A 19,662-nucleotide genomic window follows, 5' to 3' on the forward strand; every position below is an offset into this window, starting at 1 on the left:
CATAATCCGACTGACCCGGTGACATCCTGCGCCATGGAGCAAGCATGACAGAGCCAGCAACCGCGACGAAGGAAGCGCCTGCCGGGAAAGCGGATGCCATGTCTGCGACATGGAGCGTCACTTCGCTTGCCGAGGCGCAGGCTCTCGTTCTGAATATCTACGGTCTCGACGGCGTTGCGAAACCGCTCTCCAGCGAGCGGGACGAGACCTTCCTGTTCACCGCGCATGATGGTGCCGAGTTCGTTCTAAAAATCGCAAATCCTGCCGAAGACCCGGCAGCGCTGGCTTTTCAGGATGGTGCACTGTTGCATCTTCAGGTGAATGCGCCAGATGTCCCGGTGCCGCGACTGGTGTTTACCCGCGACGGGCGGGCGAGCCATACGCTCGATACTGCTGAGGGCCCGCGTATAATCCGCCTACTCACTTTCCTTCGCGGCGAGTTGCAGTATCGGACACCGGGCACCGAAGTACAAAGCCACAATGTCGGCAAGGTGCTAGCTGAACTCGGCTTGGGCCTTCAGGATTATGCTGGACGCCCGCCTGCCGGAAAACTGATGTGGGACATATCCCACACGCTCGATCTGGCTAACATCATTGATTACGTCGAGCCGCAGCGGCGGGCGCAGGTGGAAAGCGTGCTGCGAGCGTTTGAGGACGCAAAGCCTGCCATCGACGGATTGAAGCGTCGGCAGATTATCCACAACGATTTCAATCCGCACAACATTCTTCTTGATCCCGCATCTCCCGAACAAGTGGTTGGCATCATCGATTTCGGTGACATGGTGCATGCACCGCTCGTCAACGATCTGTCCGTCGCTCTCTCCTACAATCTGTCGACGGATAACTGGGAGGCACGCGCGAAGGCGTTTCTCGAAGGGTTCCATTCCGTTCGGCGGCTTGAGGTCGGGGAGTTGGAACTGGTGCCGGTTCTCAGCAAGGCGCGGCTGGCCATGTCGATCATCATTGCCGAGTGGCGCTCGGCCCATTTCCCTCAGAACCGGGATTACATCATGCGCAACCACGCTGCCGCCTGGCAGGGGCTGCTCAACGTCGAGAATTTCACACCCGCCGGGCTGAAAACGCTCGTGCCCAACATCTTCGAGGCCTGATCATGTCAATGGTAAACGCATTTTCAAGCGCTGATTTCGAGCGCCTTGGCGAGGCAGAGCGAGCATTGATTGCCCGCCGTGAAAAGGTCCTCGGTCCGGCCTACCGGCTGTTTTACGAGAGGCCGCTGCATCTCGTGCGCGGTGAGGGCGTGTTTCTGTACGACAGCGCCGGGGAGAAATATCTCGATGCCTACAACAATGTGGCCTCTCTCGGTCATTGCCACCCGCGCGTCGTGGAGGCGATCACCAGCCAGACCGCCGTTCTCAATACCCATACACGCTACCTGCATGAAGGCATCGTCGAGTACGCCGAAGCCCTTACGGCGACATTTCCCGCTCCACTCAGCCAAGCCATGTTCACCTGCACGGGCAGTGAGGCGAACGATCTGGCGCTGCGCATCGCCCGCTTTGCTACCGGCGGTACGGGCATCATCGCCACGGAGCTTGCCTATCACGGGCTGACCAGCGCGGTGGCGGATTTCTCGCCATCACTGGGTGAATCGGTAACACTGGGCGCCCATGTTCGCACCGTTCCGGCCCCGGATAGTTACCGCAATTCACCCGATGAGATGAGGGAAAAATTCGGACGCGATGTTCGTGCTGCCATCGCCGATCTCAAGCGTCACGGCATCAAGCCTGCAATGCTGATCACCGACACGATTTTTTCGAGCGACGGTATTTTTGCCGAGCCAAAGGGCTTTCTGAAATCCGCCGTGGATGCCATCCACGAAGAGGGTGGTCTCTTCATCGCCGACGAGGTGCAGGCCGGGTTTGGGCGCACCGGAGAAACCATGTGGGGCTTCCAGCGGCATGGTATTTCGCCGGATATCGTGACGATGGGCAAGCCCATGGGCAATGGTTACCCCATGGCAGGTCTCGTCATGCGCCCGGAAGTCATCGCCGAGTTCGGCCCGCGTGCGCGATATTTCAACACGTTCGGTGGCAACCCCATCGCGGCTGCGGCTGGCAAGGCCGTGCTGGATGCGATCCGTATCGAAGGTTTGCAGCAAAATGCGCTTGATGTCGGCCAGTATCTGATGGACTGCCTGAAAAGCTTGCCCCATCAGGCCATCGGCGATGTCAGGGGCTCCGGCCTGTTCATTGCGGTCGAGATCGTGTCCGATCGGGTGGCCAAAACGCCTGATGCTGCCTTGACGACCCGCATCGTCAACGGCTTGCGTGACCGCCGCATTCTGATCAGCGCTTCCGGTCCAAACGCCAACATCCTGAAAATCCGCCCACCACTCGTCTTCTCGCGGGAAAATGCGGACATGCTGGTCAGCGCGCTGGATGATGTGCTGAAAAACGCCTGATTGCTCTTTTTCAAAATGAAAAGGGCGGGAGTCTCGCGACTGCCGCCCTTCGTATGTTTCTTTTATGCCCGTGCTTCGGCAACGGCATCAAGCGCGCGTTTCAACGCATGGAACATGTCGTCGATCTGCTCGGCAGTGATGATAAGCGGTGGGCAGAAGCAGAGAGCTTCACCGACTGCGCGGGCGATCACGCCTTCCTTCTCCAGTACCGCCGCAACCGTCAGGGCCGCATCGCCCGGCTTTGCATCAGCGAAGGGCTTGATTTCCAACGCACCCAACAGGCCGACACCGCGCGATGAATGAGCAACCGGGTGTTGCGCCAGTTCGGCAAGTCGCGACAGAAACTGTTCTTCCAGTCGGGCCGCGTTGCCCACCAGATCACGCTCTTCGATGATTTTCAGATTTTCGAGGCCAACCGCCGTGGCAACGGGATGTCCAGATGCCGTGAAGCCATGACCGAACGATCCGATCCGGTCGGATTCGTCGGCAATCGGCTGATAGAAACGGTCATTCATGACAATGGCCGAAAGCGGCATATAGGACGATGAAATCTGCTTGGAGAGGATCAGCACATCCGGCTCGATACCATAGGTCTGGCAGGCAAACATGTTGCCGGTGCGCCCGAAACCGCAGATGACTTCGTCCACGACTAGAAGAATATCGTATTTCTTCAAAATCGCCTGAACGCCCGCCCAGTAACCATCCGGCGGCACCAGCACGCCTCCCGCACCCATGACAGGCTCGCCCCAGAACGCGGCGATCGTCTCTGGGCCTTCTTTCAGGATCAGATCTTCGAGGTCCTTGAGCATGCGCGTCGTGAAGTCGCCTTCACTTTCGCCATCCTGGCCGAAATGCACATAGGACGGGCAGGAGGTGTGCACCATGCGGTCCAACGGTAAGTCGAAACTTTCATGGTTGCGAGGCAGGCCGGTGATGGAGCCTGCGGCAATCGTGACGCCATGATAGCCCTTGATACGGCCGATAATCTTTTTCTTGTCTTTCTGGCCGAGCGCATTGGAGCGGTACCACACCATTTTGCAGGCAAGGTCGTTGGCCTCGGAACCGGACGAGGTGAAGTGAACTTTCGACATCGGCACAGGCGCGAGTTCGATCAGCTTTTCGGCAAGCTCGATGGAAGGGCCATGGGTCTTGTAGGCGAAGGTATGGTAATAGGGCAGCTTCGCCATCTGGTCACGCGCTACCTCGACCAACCGCATCTCGCCAAAGCCGACAGCGACCGACCAGAGGCCAGCAAGGCCTTCGATGTATCGATTGCCGTTATTGTCGAAAACATAGATGCCTTCGCCCGATTCGATAACGAGCCCGCCGGTCTTCTCGTATTTTCTGAGATTGACGTTGGGGTGCATCTGATAGGCGATGTCACGGCCTTCTATGGAATTCGGTTTGATAGTCATGATGGTTCCTTCGTTCCCTTATCATTGCGCAGCGTGTGTCGTTGATGACGCCTGCTGCGTTGCGGGCATTTAAGCATGCGGTGCAATAGAATGGCCAGCCTCGATTGGGAACTTCCGGCTGAGAAAACGTGATTTGTGGAGGCCGAAACGCCATGGCTGGTCCGTGGCTTTCGATATGCCGATCCGTGGCCCGGTCACGACGCTGACAGCTGCCTTGCGAGCGCTGACAAAACATGGCTCGCGGTCGAGCGGCAGGCCATCCATCTCTCGCGTGATCCCCAACGCTTGCGCCAGTTTCCCGGGTCCCGAACATAGATTGGTCACCTCCGTACCATTGCGGCGCAACGCCATCATGTCGAGGCCAGTCCTCGGTTCTAGCGCGCGGATCAACACGGCTGAGCCGGGCTCGCATACGATGTTGGCGCACCAGTGCAGGCCATAGGAGCGGTAAACGTAGAGATGGCCCGGTGGCCCGAACATGATGCGGTTGCGCGGCGTCATGCCGTTGAAGCTGTGGGATGCCGGATCGTCAGGGCGGTAGGCTTCCGTCTCGACGATGATGCCGCTGGTCTGATGGATGTGCAGTGTGCAGCCGATCAGTTCCTCGGCGACGATGACGGCGTCTCTCTTGTAGAAGGTCTCGGGTAAGATGGTCATGAGGTCCGGTTTGGCTGGAACAAGGCGGGACGTCTTCTGTTGTTTCCAAGAGATCGATTGAAAGACAATGACCTGAGGAGACTAGTATGACAATTGCAAAGGTGGCTTTGGTAACGGGTGCAGGCTCGGGAATAGGGCGCGCCACGGCACTCACTCTCGCAGCCGAAGGTTACTCCATTGGCCTGTTGGGCCGCACCAGGCAAGAGCTTGACGCCGTTGCTACGGAGGTTCGCGCGGCCAATGCCGAAGCACTCGTGCTTGTCGCTGATATCGCCCATGAGGAACAGATGGCTGATGCGATGTCGGAACTGGTGGACCGTTTCGGTCGTCTCGATGTCGTCGTTGCCAATGCGGGCATCAACGGGGTCTGGGCACCTATCGAGGACCTGAAACCCGAAGAGTGGGATCAAACCATCAACATCAATCTGCGCGGCACCTATCTGACCATCAACAAGGCCGTTCCCCATATGAGGGCCGCAGGTGGCTCCATTGTCATCGTGTCCTCCATCAACGGCACTAGGACCTTCACCTCGCCCGGCGCCACCGCCTATTCCGTCACGAAAGCCGGACAACTCGCCATGGCGCAGCAGCTTGCGCTCGAACTTGCCCGCTATGGCATTCGCGTCAACGCCGTCTGCCCCGGTGCAATCGAAACCGACATCGATGACAACACTCAGATTCGCGACAAGCACGAAACGGCCATTCCCGTGGAGTGGCCGGAAGGCGCGATCCCGATTTCGGACGGAAAGGCGGGCAGCAGCCAGGACGTGGCGGATGTCATCGCGTTTTTGGCCGGCAGCAAGTCCCGCCACATTACGGGCACGCCGGTCTGGATCGATGGCGGGCAGGGGCTACTAGTTTAACGCCTGTCTCACCGTCTTGTGTTCGTATGATTAACGAAGCTGTAACGCAAATTCACGACAGTTTGTCCCACAGCTGGTTGCCGTCATGCGGCCAACTTCTCTATGTACGGTTTCGCTGACCGAGGCGGGCAAGGCGTTTTTATGACTGATACCATTTTTTCGAGGTTCATCCCTGCGAAGCTGCAAGGCATTTATGGCGCTATTGCGCGTGCGACGTGCGTTGCGGCGCTTTGCGGCGCGCTCGCGGCCTGTACCTCTCTTGGTCTCGACAGCGCTGACCGCGCGCCTCCCAAGCTTTCCTCGAAAGTTGCTGCCTCCATGGCTGCGAAAGGCATGAAGCCGGAAAGTCCGGTTCTCGTGCGCATATTCAAGCAGGAGAGTGAACTGGAAGTATGGAAGGTGGACAAAACAGGCAACTACGCGCTGTTCAAGTCCTACCCCATGTGCCGCTGGTCCGGTAAACTCGGTCCCAAAACCAAGAGTGGCGACCGGCAGGCACCAGAAGGTTTCTACCATGTCTCTTCAGGCATGCTGAACCCCAACTCGCAATATTACGTTTCGTTCAATCTGGGCTATCCGAACCGTCTGGAATCGGCACTTGGCTACACCGGCGAGGCGCTGATGGTGCATGGCGCGTGCTCATCGTCCGGGTGCTACGCCATGACGGACCAGCAGGTTGGCGAGATCTACGCCATCGTCGACCGCGCCCTCAAGGGCGGGCAGAACCAGTTCCAGGTGCAGGCCTATCCGTTCCGCATGACGGCGCGCAACCTTGCTGCCTATAAGAACGACCCTAACTTCCCCTTCTGGAAGACATTGAAAGAAGGCTACGATTCCTTCGAACTGACCAGACAGCAACCGAAAGTCTCGGTCTGCGGTCGCCGCTATGTTTTCAACAGCGAATTTGCGGGCGGTGAACCGACCGATCCGCTGGCAAGTTGCCCTCCGGTCATCAATCAGCCGCAGCCTGCAATTGCTGCAAAGCTGAGCGCCGAACAGCAGAAACTGGCTTCGGCCTTGAATGAAAGCTCTTCCAGCGCTGTCACCGCCTATGTCGATGGCGGCATGCATCCAAGTTTCCGCGCATTGTTGAAGAACAACGGCGCAAAAAGCATGGCGGAGAAAGTCTCAGGCACGAAATACCCGATCAGCCGCCCGGAAGCGGCGCTCGCAGACCCGTTTGCGGGTGCGAGATGAACCTTGTAAGGACAAAACTTGATAACCAGTGATACCACCCGCAGGTCTTTCCTCTTCGGTACGGGAGGTCTGGCGTTGACCGCGCTTGCCGGCTGCACCACGACACCGCGCGAGGTGGCGCAAAATAGCCGGCCGGTGGCCGATCCTTTCTATGCAGAGATTTACGGCGCGAAACCGGATGAGCAGTTCCCGCTGCCAGCCATCCCCTATGAGAAAATTCCGCCGCGCTTTTACCGACAGATGGTCGAAAACCCGACTGGCGAGCGCCCCGGCACTATTGTCGTCGATACCGCCAATCACTTTCTCTACCTGACCTATGAAAATAATCAGGCCATGCGCTATGGCGTGGGCCTGGGTCGTGCGGGTTTCGAGTGGGCTGGCCGGGGCGTCATTCAGTACAAGCGTCAGTGGCCGCGCTGGACGCCGCCCGATGAGATGATCGGTCGCCAGCCGGAACTCGCGCCTTATAGCGCAGCAAATGGCGGCATGGCGCCCGGCCTCAACAATCCCCTGGGCGCACGGGCGCTTTACATCTTCAAGGACGGGCAGGACACGATCTACCGTCTGCACGGCTCGCCGGAATGGTGGACCATCGGCAAATCGGTATCTTCAGGCTGCGTGCGCCTGATGAACCAGGACATCATCGATCTTTACAACCGCGTGCCGGACAGGACGCCTATCGTCGTGATGTCCGGCGCTCCGGTTTCGCAATCGATTGCGATGGCACCCGGGCTCGAGCCTATGTGAACAAAATTGTCGTTTAGTGGGAAGGAGCGCCTTCTTCCCACTGGACGCAAATCGTGGCGCCCTGCGAGGATGGTGTTGCCGACTGGCTGACGGTGGCTCGCAAGCTCTGCGCCATGGCGCCGATCAGGCGTGTGCCGAGGCCTGTTCCCTTGGGCGGGGTCGTGCCATCGATGCCGACGCCGTCATCTTCGACGAACAGACGTACAATTCTGTCTTCCGTTTTCAGACGAATGCGAATTTCGCCCTCCCCACCTGGATAGGCGTATTTCAGGGCATTCGTCGTAAGTTCGGTAACGATCACGCCCAGCGCAACGGCCTGATCGGGCGTTGCCTTCACCGTGTCCATGTCCGTCTCGATGCGGATTTTCTCGTTGTCGCGAGCAGATCGCGCGAGGTCCTGGGTGATCGATGAGAGATAGGAGGCGAGCTCGACTTCCCCCACATTATCCGCCGTGTAAAGGCTTCGGTGAACACCGGCGATGGCCGAGATGCGGCTTTGGGTTTCCAGAAGCGCCGTGCGGGCCTCTTCGGTTGCCACCGCGTTCAACTGCATGCGGATCATGGCGGAAACGAGCGACAGGCTGTTGGCGATGCGGTGGTTCATCTCCTTCGCCATCAACTCGGCCCGCTCCTTGGCCTGAACCAACTGCCGCTCCGCTTCTTCCTTTTCGCGGCGCAGCTGGAAGTTCTCCCGTGCCTGCTGGATGGAATTCAGCAGAAGCGGAAAGAAATCATCCGCAACATTCTTGATGACATAGTCGGCGGCACCCGCCTTCAGTGCATCGATCGCGACCTGCGCTTCGCTCGCTCCGGTGACGTAGAGAACAGGGATATCGCGGGCAGCGTCGCCAATGCCTGCCAGAAATTGCAGGCCCGTGCCGTTCTGGAAATAGTGGTCGAGAACTACGGCATCGAAGGTATCGGCCCGGAATTCCTCCAGCCCCGCGCTAACCGAGGCGGCATGAACGACGGTTATGTCGTGGCGACCGAGAACGCGCTGCGCGAGCTTCGCGAGCGTTGGGTCGTCATCGACATAAAGGATTCGCAACGTCATTAAGCTTTCACGGAACCTGAATTACGGAGAAGAAGAGGCCGAGATTTCTGATTGCTGTGGCAAAGCCCTCATAATCCACCGGCTTGGTGATATAGACATTGGCGCCAAGATCATAGCACTTCTGAATTTCGGTTTCGTCATCCGTCGTCGTCAGAACAACCACCGGAAGACGCTTGGTGTATTCGTTGCTCTTGATCTGCTCCAGAATCTTGATCCCGGACATATCCGGCAAATTCAGGTCCAGCAAGATCAGCAGGTAGCGATCCTTGCTGACCAGTCCGTCGCGTTCAGGTCCCAGAATGAAATCAAGAGCCTTGTGACCGAGCGTAAACGGCACGATCTCGTTGTTGACACCTGCGCGCCGCACGTTCTTTTCGATGAGGCGCGCATGGCCTTCATCGTCTTCGACCATGACGATCGTAACTTCCTGGCCCGTGGCTTTCATATGTCGCTTCCTCGCGTGATTTTTCGAAGGTCTGTCGGCAGCGTCAGGTGGAACGTGCTGCCCTTGCCGAGTTCGGAGACGACCGTAATGTCTCCACCTAAATTTCTGATGAGTGACCGCACATGGGCAAGGCCGATGCCTTCTCCCTGCTGGTCCTGTTCCCCCGCGCGGCGGAAGAGTTCGAAGATGCGCTCGTAATCGTCCTCGGCGATGCCACGACCATTATCGCTGACATCGACACGCACGACCCCACGTCCCTGCGGCAGAATGCGGGCGGTGATGTTCAACGGACGACCCGGCATCTGGTACTTTACCGCATTGTCGAACAGGTTTCCGAGAATCTGGTCCAGCGAAATCCTGTCGCTGATAACGGTGAAGCTCTGGACATCCACGTCGATGCTGCCGTCTACCGCCGTCACCTGATGTTGCACGCTGGCTGCTGCCGACGTCAGCAGCTCCTTGAGATCGACTTTTTCCGCCTGCAATTTTCTGCGGCCATCGCGGGAAATTTTCAGGATGGCGTTGATCAACTGGTCCATCTTGCGTGTCGAAGACCGGATGAAGCCCATGGCTTCCGGTAAATCCTCTTTCACGGCCAGCTTGGCGTCCTGAATGTCCCGTTCAGACAGCGGGCTGCCATCGGCAAGCACAAAGGCCTGCACCGGTTTCAGCGAGGCGTCGAACTCCGACAGAAAACCCATGATGTTGACCAGCGGCGCGCGCAGATCATGGGTGACGATGTAGGCGAAACGCTGGATTTCCTGATTGGCGCGAATGAGGTCACGTGTTCTTTCGTCCACGCGTTCTTCCAGCCCACGGTTCAACTCATCCACTTCTTCACGTGCCCGCATCAGTTCGCGGATGTATTTGAAGATAAGCGCCAGCGTGCCGCCGAGAATGGCCAGAATGGCGACTGCGCCGACAATCGTCACCCATTGCAGGTTTTGCGCGGCAGATAATTGTTCGGCAACGATGATGCGCAGGCGGTCGTCCGTCATTTGCTGGAAGTGATCGAGCGTCTCGCGAATGCTGCGCATATAGGCGAGACCGGTGTCGCTGCGCACCAGTTCGATTGCCTCTGGCGTCCGATTGGCTTTCACCAGATCGATACCGCGACCGATCTCGGTCAGTTTAGCGTCGAGATTGGCCTGCAACGCATCGAGATCGCCGACATATTGTGGCCGGTCGCCAATGCGTTCTGCCAGAAGCTCCCGCTTTTTCGCAAATGTCGCAAGAGCGTCCTGATAGGGCGCGAGGTAGCGTTCGTCTCCCGTCAGAAGAAAGCCACGCTGCCCCGTCTCAGCATCCTGAACCGTCGTCAGCACATCGAGAATGGAGGCGCGCAAACGGCGCAGTTCTGCGGTTTCCTGCGAGTATTTGTTGTTGGCCTGTACCAGCCAGAGCGATGTCGCGACCATTCCTACAAGCAGCGCAACACCCAGCCCCAACATGACGAGTGTCCGGCGAATGAACGCAGATAATTTTGCCAACGCATGCCCCGTATTTTTAGATATTCCGTAAGTAATCCAGCGTTGCAGCTATATGCAAGACGTTGCTGCGAGATTGGTTAAGTTGTTCACTTTTATCGAACAAAAGCAGACGATTCCGTTTAACCACTGACAGGCACAAAAAAGCCCACCTGCTTTCACAGGCGGGCGTATCTTTTTGAAGGTCGAATCGGCTTAGAGGCTGCGACCGATATCGAGGAACTTTTGGCGGCGCTCGGAGCGCAGCTGTGTACCGGCCTGCGGAACGAGTTCACGCAACGCAGCGTCGATTGTCTTGCCGGTGGCTTCGATGACTTTGGCCGGATCACGATGTGCGCCGCCCATTGGCTCGGGAATGATGCCATCGATCACGCCCAGCGATTTCAGATCGTCTGATGTGATCCGCATGTTGGTGGCGGCTTCCTTGGCGCGTGTCGAATCGCGCCAGAGAATGGAGGCCGCACCTTCCGGTGAGATAACCGAATAGATGGAGTGTTCCAGCATGTAGACGCGGTTGCCGGTCGCAATTGCAATCGCGCCGCCCGAACCGCCTTCGCCGATGACGACTGAAACGATCGGAACCTTGGCGTTCAGGCACATTTCGGTCGACCGCGCGATGGCTTCGGCCTGTCCGCGCTCTTCGGCGCCAACGCCTGGATAGGCACCTGCGGTGTCGATCAGTGTGACGACGGGCAGGTTGAAGCGGTCGGCCAGTTCCAGCACGCGGATTGCCTTGCGGTAACCTTCGGGCCGGGCGCTACCAAAATTGTGTTTCAGGCGCGACTTGGTGTCGCTGCCCTTTTCCTGACCGATGATGGCGACGGGCTGTCCATTGAAGCGGGCGAGACCGGCCTGAATGGCGGCATCTTCGGCAAACTTGCGGTCACCCGCCAGCGGTGTGAAATCCGTGAAGAGGGCCTTGGCATAATCAACGAAATGAGGGCGCTGCGGATGACGCGCGACCTGCGTTTTCTGCCAGGCGTTCAGCTTGGAGTAGATGTCCTGCATCGCATCCTGAACGCGCGATTCAAGGCGTGAAATCTCCTCCGAGGTATCTATGCTCTCGTCTTCGGCCGCGAGTTTCTTCAACTCGAGAATCTTGCCTTCCAGGTCCGAGATAGGTTTTTCGAAGTCGAGGTAGTTGTGCATGAGATCCTGTTCCGATCGTTTTGCGCAAGGTTTGACCGGTTGGTTCCGGCGGTTCCGGTCGCTCTAATCAAGGTTTTTGGACTGTTTGGCAAGAGGGTGGTGTGTTTGTACCAGTTCCTGAAGCCGTTCTTCCAGCACATGTGTATATATTTGTGTCGTGGAAATGTCCGAATGGCCAAGCAGTTCCTGCACGGCGCGCAGGTCGGCCCCATTTTGCAATAGGTGGCTGGCAAAGGCATGCCGCATGACATGCGGAGAAATGCTCGATGGTGAAAGCCCAGCCCTGATGGCGATATCTTTGAGATCGCGAGCAAAGACCTGGCGTGGCAAGTGGCCTTCCTTGCCGTTGGAAGGAAACAGCCACGCGCTTTCAGGCGCGCCTTCCTTTCGAGGCACCAGTACCTTCTTTGCCTTGTCATAGGCGTCCATCGCCTGCATGGCCGTGCGCGACAGCAGCACCATCCGGTCCTTGTTGCCCTTGCCGCGGATCATCAGGAAACGTCCTTCGTGCCGCAGAAGCGTGGCCGGGAGCGAGACGAGTTCGCTCACGCGCATGCCGGTGGCGTAGAGAAGCTCCAGCAGAAGATGCATCCGTATGCGTGCCATCTGGCCCGGACCTTCCGTCTCCGCTTCTTTCGATGCCTGTGCCAGAAGCGCGGTCACGTCGGCAACGCTCATGGTTTTGGGCAGGGATCGTCCTTTTCGCGGCGCATCAAGGATGCCCGTGGGGTCATCGCCGCGCAGTCCTTCGGAATAGAGAAATTTGTAGAACTGCCGCATGGAAGACAGCCGTCTCGCCTGGGATGTGGCGGCGAAACCTTGCGCGGAAAGATGTTCCAGATAGGCGGAAAGGTCAGAGGTTGCGGCCTCGCTGATCGGTACCTTTCGCTCTTTCAGGAAGTCCGTGAGGTCGGTCAGGTCGTGCTCATAGGACGTCAGCGTGTTGACGGCGGCGCCCCGTTCGGCGCTCATCATTTCCAAAAAGCTTTCCAGCCTCGCGGCGTCCTGACCGGCCATCGGCATCGCCCTTCCATTCATCAGGGCGTAGACGGGTTCAGCCGCTCGGACGGTATCCTCACCGTGATCTCGCGTTCCCTCGGCTCGACCAACATGACCAGCGACAGCATGCTGCCATAGATGATGCCCGCTATGGCGGCCAGCACGAAGATGAAGCGAAAAAGGGTGGGCATGGACACTCCGGTGCAGTCGGCTATCTCATATCAGAAGCGTTGCGGGCTTAGACAAGGCCAGAACCCCGCAGTCGCGGTTGCCTCTTCTCAGTGATTCTCTTTCTATAGAGCGCGATTTGGCTTGACGCTTGGTAAACATTTGCAGATACCGATGCCAAACGGACCATCATTCATGATCGAGAACAACACAAGTTTTTACCCAGCCATGGGTGAGAAATCGATAGGGGAAAGAGCGCGGGCCAAGCTCGGCAGAAGAAACCTCGTTTTTGTGGGATTGATGGGTGCGGGCAAATCCGCCATCGGCAGGCTTGTCGCACAACAGCTGAAAATTCCCTTCGTCGATACCGATGCCGAGATCGAGCGCGTGTCCCGCATGTCGATTTCCGAACTGTTCGCGTCCTATGGTGAGGACGAGTTTCGTGCGCTTGAAAAACGCGTCATCAAGAGGTTGCTGCGCGGCGGCCCCAAGATCGTTTCGACAGGCGGCGGCGCATTCGTCAATGACACCACCCGCAAACACATCAAGCGTGGCGGTCTGTCCGTGTGGTTGAAAGCCGATCTGGAAGTGCTGTGGGAGCGCGTCAATAAACGCGACAACCGTCCTCTGCTCAAGACAGAGAACCCAAAAGCGACCTTACAGGCGCTGATGGATCGCCGTTACCCCATATATGAAGAAGCCGACATAACGATAGAGTCACGCAATGTCCGCACGGATGTCATCGTGAACGAAGTGCTGGAAGCGATCGTCGGTGCAGAGCAGAAGGCCTGATGTAATGACGTCTCAAGACATGCTGACCGATGAACGCCTTGTCCATGTGCCGCTCGGTGACCGCGCATATGATATTCTGATCGGTCCCGGTCTCGTGGGGCGTGCCGGTGGAGAAATTTCCTCGCGACTTAAGGGTAAGCGCGCAGCCATCATCACCGACGAGCATGTCGCGCCGCTGTATCTGGAAGCGCTGGTGGATGGTTTGCAGACGGATGGCATTGAAGCCGTCTCGTTGACATTGCCAGCAGGCGAAAAGACCAAGAGCTTCGAGCATCTGATGACCGTCTGCGACACGGTTCTGGCGGCGCGTGTGGAGCGTAACGATGCCGTGATTGCACTGGGTGGTGGCGTCATCGGCGATCTCGCAGGCTTTGCCGCCGGTGTCGTGCGGCGCGGTGTGCGTTTCGTGCAAATCCCGACGTCGCTGCTAGCGCAGGTGGACTCTTCCGTCGGTGGCAAGACCGGCATCAATTCCCGTCACGGCAAGAACCTCATCGGCGTCTTCCATCAGCCTGACCTCGTTCTGGCCGATACTGCTGTTCTCGATACGCTGAGCCCGCGTGAGTTCCGCGCTGGCTATGCGGAGGTCGTGAAATACGGCTTGATCGACATGCCGGAGTTCTTCGAATGGCTCGAGAAGAACTGGGCCGACGTTTTGCGTGGAGGCCCCGCTCGTATTCAGGCGATTGCCGTCAGTTGTCAGGCCAAGGCGGATGTCGTCGTGGCGGATGAGAAGGAGCATGGCATTCGCGCGCTGCTCAATCTCGGCCACACCTTTGGCCACGCACTGGAAAGCGCAACGGAATATGACAGTGCGCGGCTGGTCCATGGCGAAGGCGTTGCCATCGGCATGGTGCTGGCCCACCAGTTTTCCGCCCGCCTCAATCTCGCAAGCCCCGATGATGCCGCCCGTGTGGAGGCGCATCTGAAGGCAGTTGGTCTGCCGACCACCATGAAGGACATTCCCGGCGCCCTGCCGCCGGTGGAAACGCTGATGACAGCGATTGCGCAGGACAAGAAGGTGAAGGGCGGCAAGCTGTCCTTCATTCTCACCCACGGCATCGGCCAATCCTTCGTAGCCGATGATGTCGCCGCATCAGAGGTTCAGTCGTTCCTAAACGAAAAAAATCCGGGCTGAGGCTACCCTCAGAACCGGGTGGTTTCCCCAGGTGCTGCGACCTCAAGGGCAAGCGCGTGCAGGCCTGCGTCCAACTCTGGTTTCAAAACCGCGTTGACGGCTCGGTGGCGGTCGACGCGTGACTTGCCGGAAAAACTTTCAGACACTATCTGAACACGCATGTGTGTTTCACCGGTGCCGGTCATATCGGGCTGATGCCCGGCATGCATGTGGCTCTCATCGATGACGTTTAGCCGGGTCGGCAAAAACGTCTCTTTCAGCTTGTTTTCTATGCTCTCGCGTAGGGACATTGGTTGCCTTTCCAAATCAGTGGTGCCTGCAAAAAAAGGGTTATCTAAGAACCCGGAACATTCTGCTTTGTCAATTCTTGTTGTGCGCGTATTCGCGCACCATAATTGGAATACCATGAAACTGGATTCGAAATACTTCGACCGCATTCGCACACGCCGCAAACGGGAACGGGAGCCTGAAGTTCAGCCCCCGACCTGCCAGTGGGATGGGTGCGACAAGCCGGGCGCCCACCGAGCCCCCGTCGGCCGCAACGCCGAAGGGCAATTCTTCATGTTCTGTTTCGAGCATGTGAAGGATTACAACAAAGGCTATAATTATTTTTCCGGTCTGTCGGACACCGAGATCGCCCGCTACCAGAAGGAGGCGATCACCGGTCATCGCCCCACCTGGACGGTGGGTGTGAACAAGACGGCCAGTGACAGCCCGCTGCATTCGACCCTGCGTTCCGGTGCTGCCAATGCGCGCATCCGCGACCCCTTCGGTTTTTCAGCAACGGGGCAGGGGCGCACTGGCGGTCCGCGTTACCAGCAGAGCCGCAAGCTGAAGACGCTGGAGCAAAAAGCATTCGATACGCTCGGTCTTTCTGTGAATGCGACGCAGGATGATATCAAACGGAGCTACAAGGACCTTGTCAAAAAGCACCATCCTGATGCTAATGGTGGTGATCGTGGTTCGGAAGAGCGTTTTCGGGCTGTTATTCAAGCCTACCAATTGTTAAAGCAAGCCGGTTTCTGCTAAGCCCTTTCCGTGATCGCCTGATAGATATGTGGCCGGGTGGCTGCTACCCGCCTTGGAGACGTTATGAGCAAAATTGACCTGGATATTACCAACCTGCCGGACACCACCGTTTCGGTAAGAGACGTGTTCGGCATCGATACGGACCTGCGCGTGCCCGCCTATTCTCAAGGCGACGCCTATGTGCCGGATCTGGACCCGGACTACCTGTTCGACCGCGATACGACGCTGGCCATTCTCGCAGGCTTTGCTCACAACCGACGCGTCATGGTGTCCGGTTTCCACGGCACGGGTAAGTCCACCCATATCGAGCAGGTTGCGGCCCGCCTCAACTGGCCTTGCGTTCGCGTCAACCTCGATAGCCATGTCAGCCGTATCGACCTCGTCGGCAAAGACGCCATCGTTCTGAAAGACGGCAAACAGGTCACCGAATTCAAGGACGGCATTCTGCCCTGGGCCTACCAGCACAATGTCGCGCTGGTCTTCGATGAGTATGATGCCGGACGCCCGGATGTGATGTTCGTCATTCAGCGCGTACTAGAATCGTCCGGTCGCCTGACCCTGCTCGACCAGAGCCGCGTTATTCGTCCTCACCCTGCATTCCGTATTTTTGCGACGGCCAACACGGTTGGTCTCGGTGATACGACCGGCCTCTACCACGGCACGCAGCAGATCAACCAGGCGCAGATGGACCGTTGGTCTGTCGTGACGACGCTGAACTATCTGCCGCATGAGCAGGAAGTGAACATCGTCGTGGCCAAGGTCAAGAGCCTCGACAATGCCAAGGGCCGCGAAACTGCGTCGAAGATGGTGCGCGTCGCCGACCTGACCCGTTCAGCCTTCATCAATGGCGATCTGTCCACGGTCATGAGCCCGCGTACGGTCATCACCTGGGCGGAAAATGCCGATATTTTCGGCGATATCGCCTTCGCGTTCCGTGTCACCTTCCTCAACAAGTGCGACGAGCTGGAGCGGACGCTGGTGGCTGAGCAGTATCAGCGCGCATTCGGCGTCGAACTGAAGGAAAGCGCTGCGAACATCGTTCTGAGCGCCTGATCTCCCCGGCACTTCCGAGGACATCACCGATGAGTTGAAGACGTCACCCTGTCTGCGAATGCGCAGGTGGGTGACGTTCAGAATCGACAGGAAAGACCATGGCAGGCCGCGGCGACAATGTGAGACCCAAATCCGGAATGATGATCGACGCAGAACCGCTGCGTCAGGCTATCACAGGATGCGTCCGCTCTATCGCTGGTGACAGCGAAGTCGAAGTCGTCTTCGCCAACGAACGTCCGGGTCTCGCCGGCGAGCGCATGCGCCTGCCGGAAATCTCCAAGAAGCCGACTGCCCAGGAAATTGCCGTGACCCGTGGTCTGGGCGATTCCATGGCTCTGCGCCTTGCCTGCCACGACGCCGATGTTCACGCCAGCATGGCGCCACAAGGGCCGGATGCACGGTTGATCTTCGATGCCGTGGAACAGGCGCGTGTCGAATCCATAGGTGCCAGACGCATGCCCGGCATGGCCTCCAATATTCGCGCCATGAACACCGAGAAATACGCCAAGGCGAATTTCGTCAACATCAACACCCAGGAAGATGCGCCGCTGGCGGAAGCCGTGGCGATGATGGTTCGCGAGAAGCTGACCGGCGAAAAGCCGCCTGAAAGCGCCGGCAAGGTGCTCGACCTCTGGCGTCCTTTCATTGAAGACAAGGCCTCTGCCGACCTTCGCGACATCTCGACCGTGGTCGAAGACCAGAAGGCATTCTCCAGGCTCATCCGCAAGATGCTGACCTCCATGCAGATGGCCGAAGATTTCGGCGACGAAGAGGATCAGCCAGAAAGTCAGGAAACCGAGAGCGAAGAAGACCAGCCCGCCAGCAACGAAACGCAGGACGAGCAGGTTGAAGAAGAAGCTGGATCCGATGCCGCCCCTGCCGAAGAGAGCGAAGCCTCTCAGGAGCAGATGGAAGACGGCGAAATGGATGGCGCCGAGATGTCGGAGGACGAAATGTCCGACGACCTCGATGAGGATTCCGAAACGCCCGGCGAAACGCGCCGCCCCAGCAGCCCTTTCGACGATTTCAACGAGAAGGTGGATTACCGCATCTTCACGCAGGAATTCGACGAGGAGATTTCTGCCGAGGAACTGTGCGACGAAGCTGAGCTGGACCGCCTTCGCGCCTTCCTCGACAAGCAACTTGCACATTTGCAGGGCGCCGTTGGTCGCTTGGCCAACCGCTTGCAGCGCCGCCTGATGGCGCAGCAGAACCGCTCCTGGGACTTCGATCTGGAAGAGGGTTATCTCGATCCCGCCCGTCTGGTTCGCCTCATCATCGACCCTATGCAGCCGCTGTCCTTCAAGAAGGAACGCGATACGAAGTTCCGCGATACGGTCGTGTCGCTGGTCATCGATAATTCCGGCTCTATGCGCGGTCGCCCGATCACGGTTGCCGCCACCTGCGCCGATATTCTGGCGCGCACGCTGGAACGGTCCGGCGTCAAGGTCGAAATTCTCGGCTTCACGACCAAGGCCTGGAAGGGTGGACAGTCGCGCGAGCAGTGGCTGGCGGGTGGCAAGCAGCCATCGCCCGGTCGCCTGAACGATTTGCGCCACATCGTCTACAAATCCGCAGACGCGCCATGGCGTCGGGCGCGTCGCAACCTCGGTCTGATGATGCGCGAGGGCCTGCTGAAAGAAAATATCGATGGCGAAGCCCTGATGTGGGCCCATAACCGCCTGATCAATCGCCCCGAGCAGCGCAAGATCATGATGATGATTTCGGACGGTGCGCCGGTTGATGATTCCACCTTGTCGGTCAATCCCGGCAACTATCTGGAACGGCATCTTCGCGCCGTCATCGAGCAGATTGAAACACGGTCCTCCGTCGAGCTGCTGGCCATCGGCATCGGTCACGACGTGACACGCTACTATCGCCGCGCGGTTACCATCGTGGATGCGGATGAGTTGGCCGGTGCGATGACGGAGCAGCTCGCCGCTCTGTTTGAAGATACCAGCACGGCTCCGCGCCGCGGCGGCAGGATGCGCCGTGCCGTTTAAACTGACGGGCGGCCCGCGATGATGCAGTCTGTCAGGGCTGCCTTCATGGGCTTGCTGCTCGCCCTTTCGGCGCTTTATCCATCCGCAATGGCCGCGTCCACCGTTGACGTTACGGTCACTGCCACTCCTATCTCTGCCTTCAAGGTCGGCTCTGAACAGACCCGCTTCGGCAAACTGGAATTTGTCGGTGGATTGATCCTGAAGTCCCCCGAGCCGCTTTTCGGTGCCATCTCCAGCATTCGTTTCATGGAAGACGGCAAGAGTTTTCTCGCCGTGCTGGACACCGGTCACTGGCTGAATGGTTCCATCGAGCGCGGCTCATCCGGCAAGCTTGCTGACCTCTCGCATGTCCAGATTAATCCGATGCTGGACGAAAACGGACAGGAAGCGAAGCGGAAAGTCGATATGGACTCAGAAGGGCTGGCTCTGCGCGAGGGGCAGGCCTTCGTCAGTTACGAACAACGGCCCCGGATCGATATCTATCCGATCAATGGACGCGCTACAGCAAAGCCCGTGGAGCGTTTGCCGCATCTCATCCCTGACAGTGAGTTTCGTCGCAATGCGGGCATGGAGACCTTAGCGCTTTCTCCCGCCGATGGACCTTTGAAAGGTGCCATGGTTACCGTGGCAGAGGCCAGCGTCGACAGCCAAGGTCATCTCTTCGCTGCCGTTCTGGAGGGGCCGCGTAAGGGCCTATTCGCGGTGGTGAAGGATAGCTTGTATTCGGTCACGGATGGCGTTTTCCTCGGCGATGGCGATCTGCTGCTTCTGGAGCGGCGCTTCAATTTTGCCCAAGGTGTCGGCATGCGCATTCGACGAATCAAGGGAGACACGATCAGGCCCGGTGCGGTCGTGGACGGAGACATCCTCATCGAAGCCGATTTGTCGAACCAGATCGACAACATGGAAGGCATGGATGTGATAGAGGGGCCAGATGGTTCCCGCCGCCTCATTCTCGTGTCCGATGACAATCACTCTTTTTTACAGCGAAACGTCATGCTGGAGTTCAGGCTGACGGACTGAACCTGCTGCGCCAGCGCAATT

The 19,662-nt window shown here is 58.2% G+C and carries 20 protein-coding genes; 11 read left to right on the forward strand and 9 right to left on the reverse strand.

Annotation, left to right across the window (positions count from 1 at the left end; all coding sequences use genetic code 11):
- The first annotated feature begins 44 nt into the window (after positions 1-44).
- Positions 45-1,109, forward strand: a complete 1,065-nt coding sequence (locus QRN55_RS01210; protein ID WP_233123936.1) for a phosphotransferase — start codon at positions 45-47, stop codon at positions 1,107-1,109.
- A 2-nt stretch (positions 1,110-1,111) separates the two neighbouring features.
- On the forward strand, positions 1,112-2,422 hold the full coding sequence (locus QRN55_RS01215; RefSeq protein ID WP_284774142.1) for an aspartate aminotransferase family protein: 1,311 nt from the start codon (positions 1,112-1,114) through the stop codon (positions 2,420-2,422).
- Between the two features lie 62 nt (positions 2,423-2,484).
- Here the strand turns inward: QRN55_RS01215 and QRN55_RS01220 are convergent, their stop codons facing one another.
- Together QRN55_RS01220 and QRN55_RS01225 are read right to left on the reverse strand one after the other, a co-directional pair.
- Positions 2,485-3,837: an aspartate aminotransferase family protein gene (locus tag QRN55_RS01220; RefSeq protein ID WP_284774144.1), complete on the reverse strand. Its 1,353-nt coding sequence runs from the start codon at positions 3,835-3,837 to the stop codon at positions 2,485-2,487.
- Positions 3,838-3,906: 69 nt separating this feature from the next.
- A complete protein-coding gene (locus QRN55_RS01225; protein WP_284774146.1) occupies positions 3,907-4,494 on the reverse strand; it encodes a DNA-3-methyladenine glycosylase in 588 nt (195 codons plus the stop codon).
- 86 nt (positions 4,495-4,580) lie between these two features.
- Here QRN55_RS01225 and QRN55_RS01230 point away from each other — a divergent pair, with 86 nt between their 5' ends.
- The 3 genes from QRN55_RS01230 (at position 4,581) to QRN55_RS01240 (ending at position 7,301) form a co-directional block, all read left to right on the forward strand.
- The gene (locus QRN55_RS01230) at positions 4,581-5,357 is read left to right on the forward strand and encodes an SDR family oxidoreductase (RefSeq protein WP_284774148.1); all 777 of its coding nucleotides are present in this window, start codon (positions 4,581-4,583) and stop codon (positions 5,355-5,357) included.
- A gap of 141 nt (positions 5,358-5,498) precedes the next feature.
- Positions 5,499-6,554, forward strand: a complete 1,056-nt coding sequence (locus QRN55_RS01235) for a L,D-transpeptidase family protein (protein WP_284774149.1) — start codon at positions 5,499-5,501, stop codon at positions 6,552-6,554.
- Positions 6,555-6,629: 75 nt separating this feature from the next.
- Positions 6,630-7,301 carry a L,D-transpeptidase gene (locus QRN55_RS01240; protein ID WP_502871269.1) on the forward strand — a complete coding sequence of 224 codons (672 nt, stop codon included), beginning with the start codon at positions 6,630-6,632 and terminating at the stop codon, positions 7,299-7,301.
- Positions 7,302-7,314: 13 nt separating this feature from the next.
- Here the strand turns inward: QRN55_RS01240 and QRN55_RS01245 are convergent, their stop codons facing one another.
- The 6 genes from QRN55_RS01245 to QRN55_RS01270 form a co-directional block, all read right to left on the reverse strand.
- The gene (locus QRN55_RS01245; protein ID WP_112501251.1) at positions 7,315-8,355 is read right to left on the reverse strand and encodes a sensor histidine kinase; all 1,041 of its coding nucleotides are present in this window, start codon (positions 8,353-8,355) and stop codon (positions 7,315-7,317) included.
- Positions 8,356-8,362: 7 nt separating this feature from the next.
- The gene (locus QRN55_RS01250) at positions 8,363-8,800 is read right to left on the reverse strand and encodes a response regulator (RefSeq protein WP_111839576.1); all 438 of its coding nucleotides are present in this window, start codon (positions 8,798-8,800) and stop codon (positions 8,363-8,365) included.
- Positions 8,797-10,251 carry a sensor histidine kinase gene (locus QRN55_RS01255; protein WP_111839575.1) on the reverse strand — a complete coding sequence of 485 codons (1,455 nt, stop codon included), beginning with the start codon at positions 10,249-10,251 and terminating at the stop codon, positions 8,797-8,799. Before QRN55_RS01255 ends, QRN55_RS01250 begins: the two co-directional genes overlap by 4 nt.
- A 231-nt stretch (positions 10,252-10,482) precedes the next feature.
- Positions 10,483-11,436, reverse strand: a complete 954-nt coding sequence (locus tag QRN55_RS01260; protein ID WP_111839574.1) for an acetyl-CoA carboxylase carboxyltransferase subunit alpha — start codon at positions 11,434-11,436, stop codon at positions 10,483-10,485.
- Positions 11,437-11,499: 63 nt separating this feature from the next.
- Positions 11,500-12,453, reverse strand: a complete 954-nt coding sequence (gene xerD / locus QRN55_RS01265) for a site-specific tyrosine recombinase XerD (protein ID WP_502871270.1) — start codon at positions 12,451-12,453, stop codon at positions 11,500-11,502.
- A gap of 20 nt (positions 12,454-12,473) precedes the next feature.
- Positions 12,474-12,626, reverse strand: a complete 153-nt coding sequence (locus tag QRN55_RS01270; RefSeq protein WP_284774156.1) for a hypothetical protein — start codon at positions 12,624-12,626, stop codon at positions 12,474-12,476.
- Positions 12,627-12,798: 172 nt separating this feature from the next.
- Here QRN55_RS01270 and QRN55_RS01275 point away from each other — a divergent pair, with 172 nt between their 5' ends.
- Positions 12,799-13,395: a shikimate kinase gene (locus tag QRN55_RS01275; RefSeq protein WP_284774158.1), complete on the forward strand. Its 597-nt coding sequence runs from the start codon at positions 12,799-12,801 to the stop codon at positions 13,393-13,395.
- Positions 13,396-13,399: 4 nt separating this feature from the next.
- Positions 13,400-14,533 (forward strand): 3-dehydroquinate synthase, encoded by a 1,134-nt coding sequence (aroB, locus tag QRN55_RS01280; RefSeq protein WP_284774160.1) that lies wholly within the window; start codon positions 13,400-13,402, stop codon positions 14,531-14,533.
- An 8-nt stretch (positions 14,534-14,541) separates the two neighbouring features.
- Here aroB and QRN55_RS01285 read toward each other — a convergent pair whose 3' ends face one another.
- Positions 14,542-14,823, reverse strand: a complete 282-nt coding sequence (locus tag QRN55_RS01285) for a BolA family protein (RefSeq protein WP_111839571.1) — start codon at positions 14,821-14,823, stop codon at positions 14,542-14,544.
- Positions 14,824-14,938: 115 nt separating this feature from the next.
- Here QRN55_RS01285 and QRN55_RS01290 point away from each other — a divergent pair, with 115 nt between their 5' ends.
- From QRN55_RS01290 to QRN55_RS01305, 4 genes are all read left to right on the forward strand, one after another.
- A complete protein-coding gene (locus QRN55_RS01290; RefSeq protein WP_284774732.1) occupies positions 14,939-15,562 on the forward strand; it encodes a J domain-containing protein in 624 nt (207 codons plus the stop codon).
- A gap of 63 nt (positions 15,563-15,625) precedes the next feature.
- Complete coding sequence (gene cobS / locus QRN55_RS01295) at positions 15,626-16,615, forward strand: cobaltochelatase subunit CobS (protein ID WP_111839569.1); 990 nt, start codon at positions 15,626-15,628, stop codon at positions 16,613-16,615.
- 98 nt (positions 16,616-16,713) lie between these two features.
- Positions 16,714-18,618 carry a cobaltochelatase subunit CobT gene (gene cobT, locus QRN55_RS01300; RefSeq protein ID WP_284774163.1) on the forward strand — a complete coding sequence of 635 codons (1,905 nt, stop codon included), beginning with the start codon at positions 16,714-16,716 and terminating at the stop codon, positions 18,616-18,618.
- 18 nt (positions 18,619-18,636) lie between these two features.
- Positions 18,637-19,641: an esterase-like activity of phytase family protein gene (locus QRN55_RS01305; RefSeq protein WP_502871271.1), complete on the forward strand. Its 1,005-nt coding sequence runs from the start codon at positions 18,637-18,639 to the stop codon at positions 19,639-19,641.
- Positions 19,642-19,662 lie beyond the last annotated feature (21 nt).

This window comes from Agrobacterium sp. lyk4-40-TYG-31, assembly GCF_030209855.1.
Lineage (GTDB): Bacteria > Pseudomonadota > Alphaproteobacteria > Rhizobiales > Rhizobiaceae > Agrobacterium > Agrobacterium vaccinii.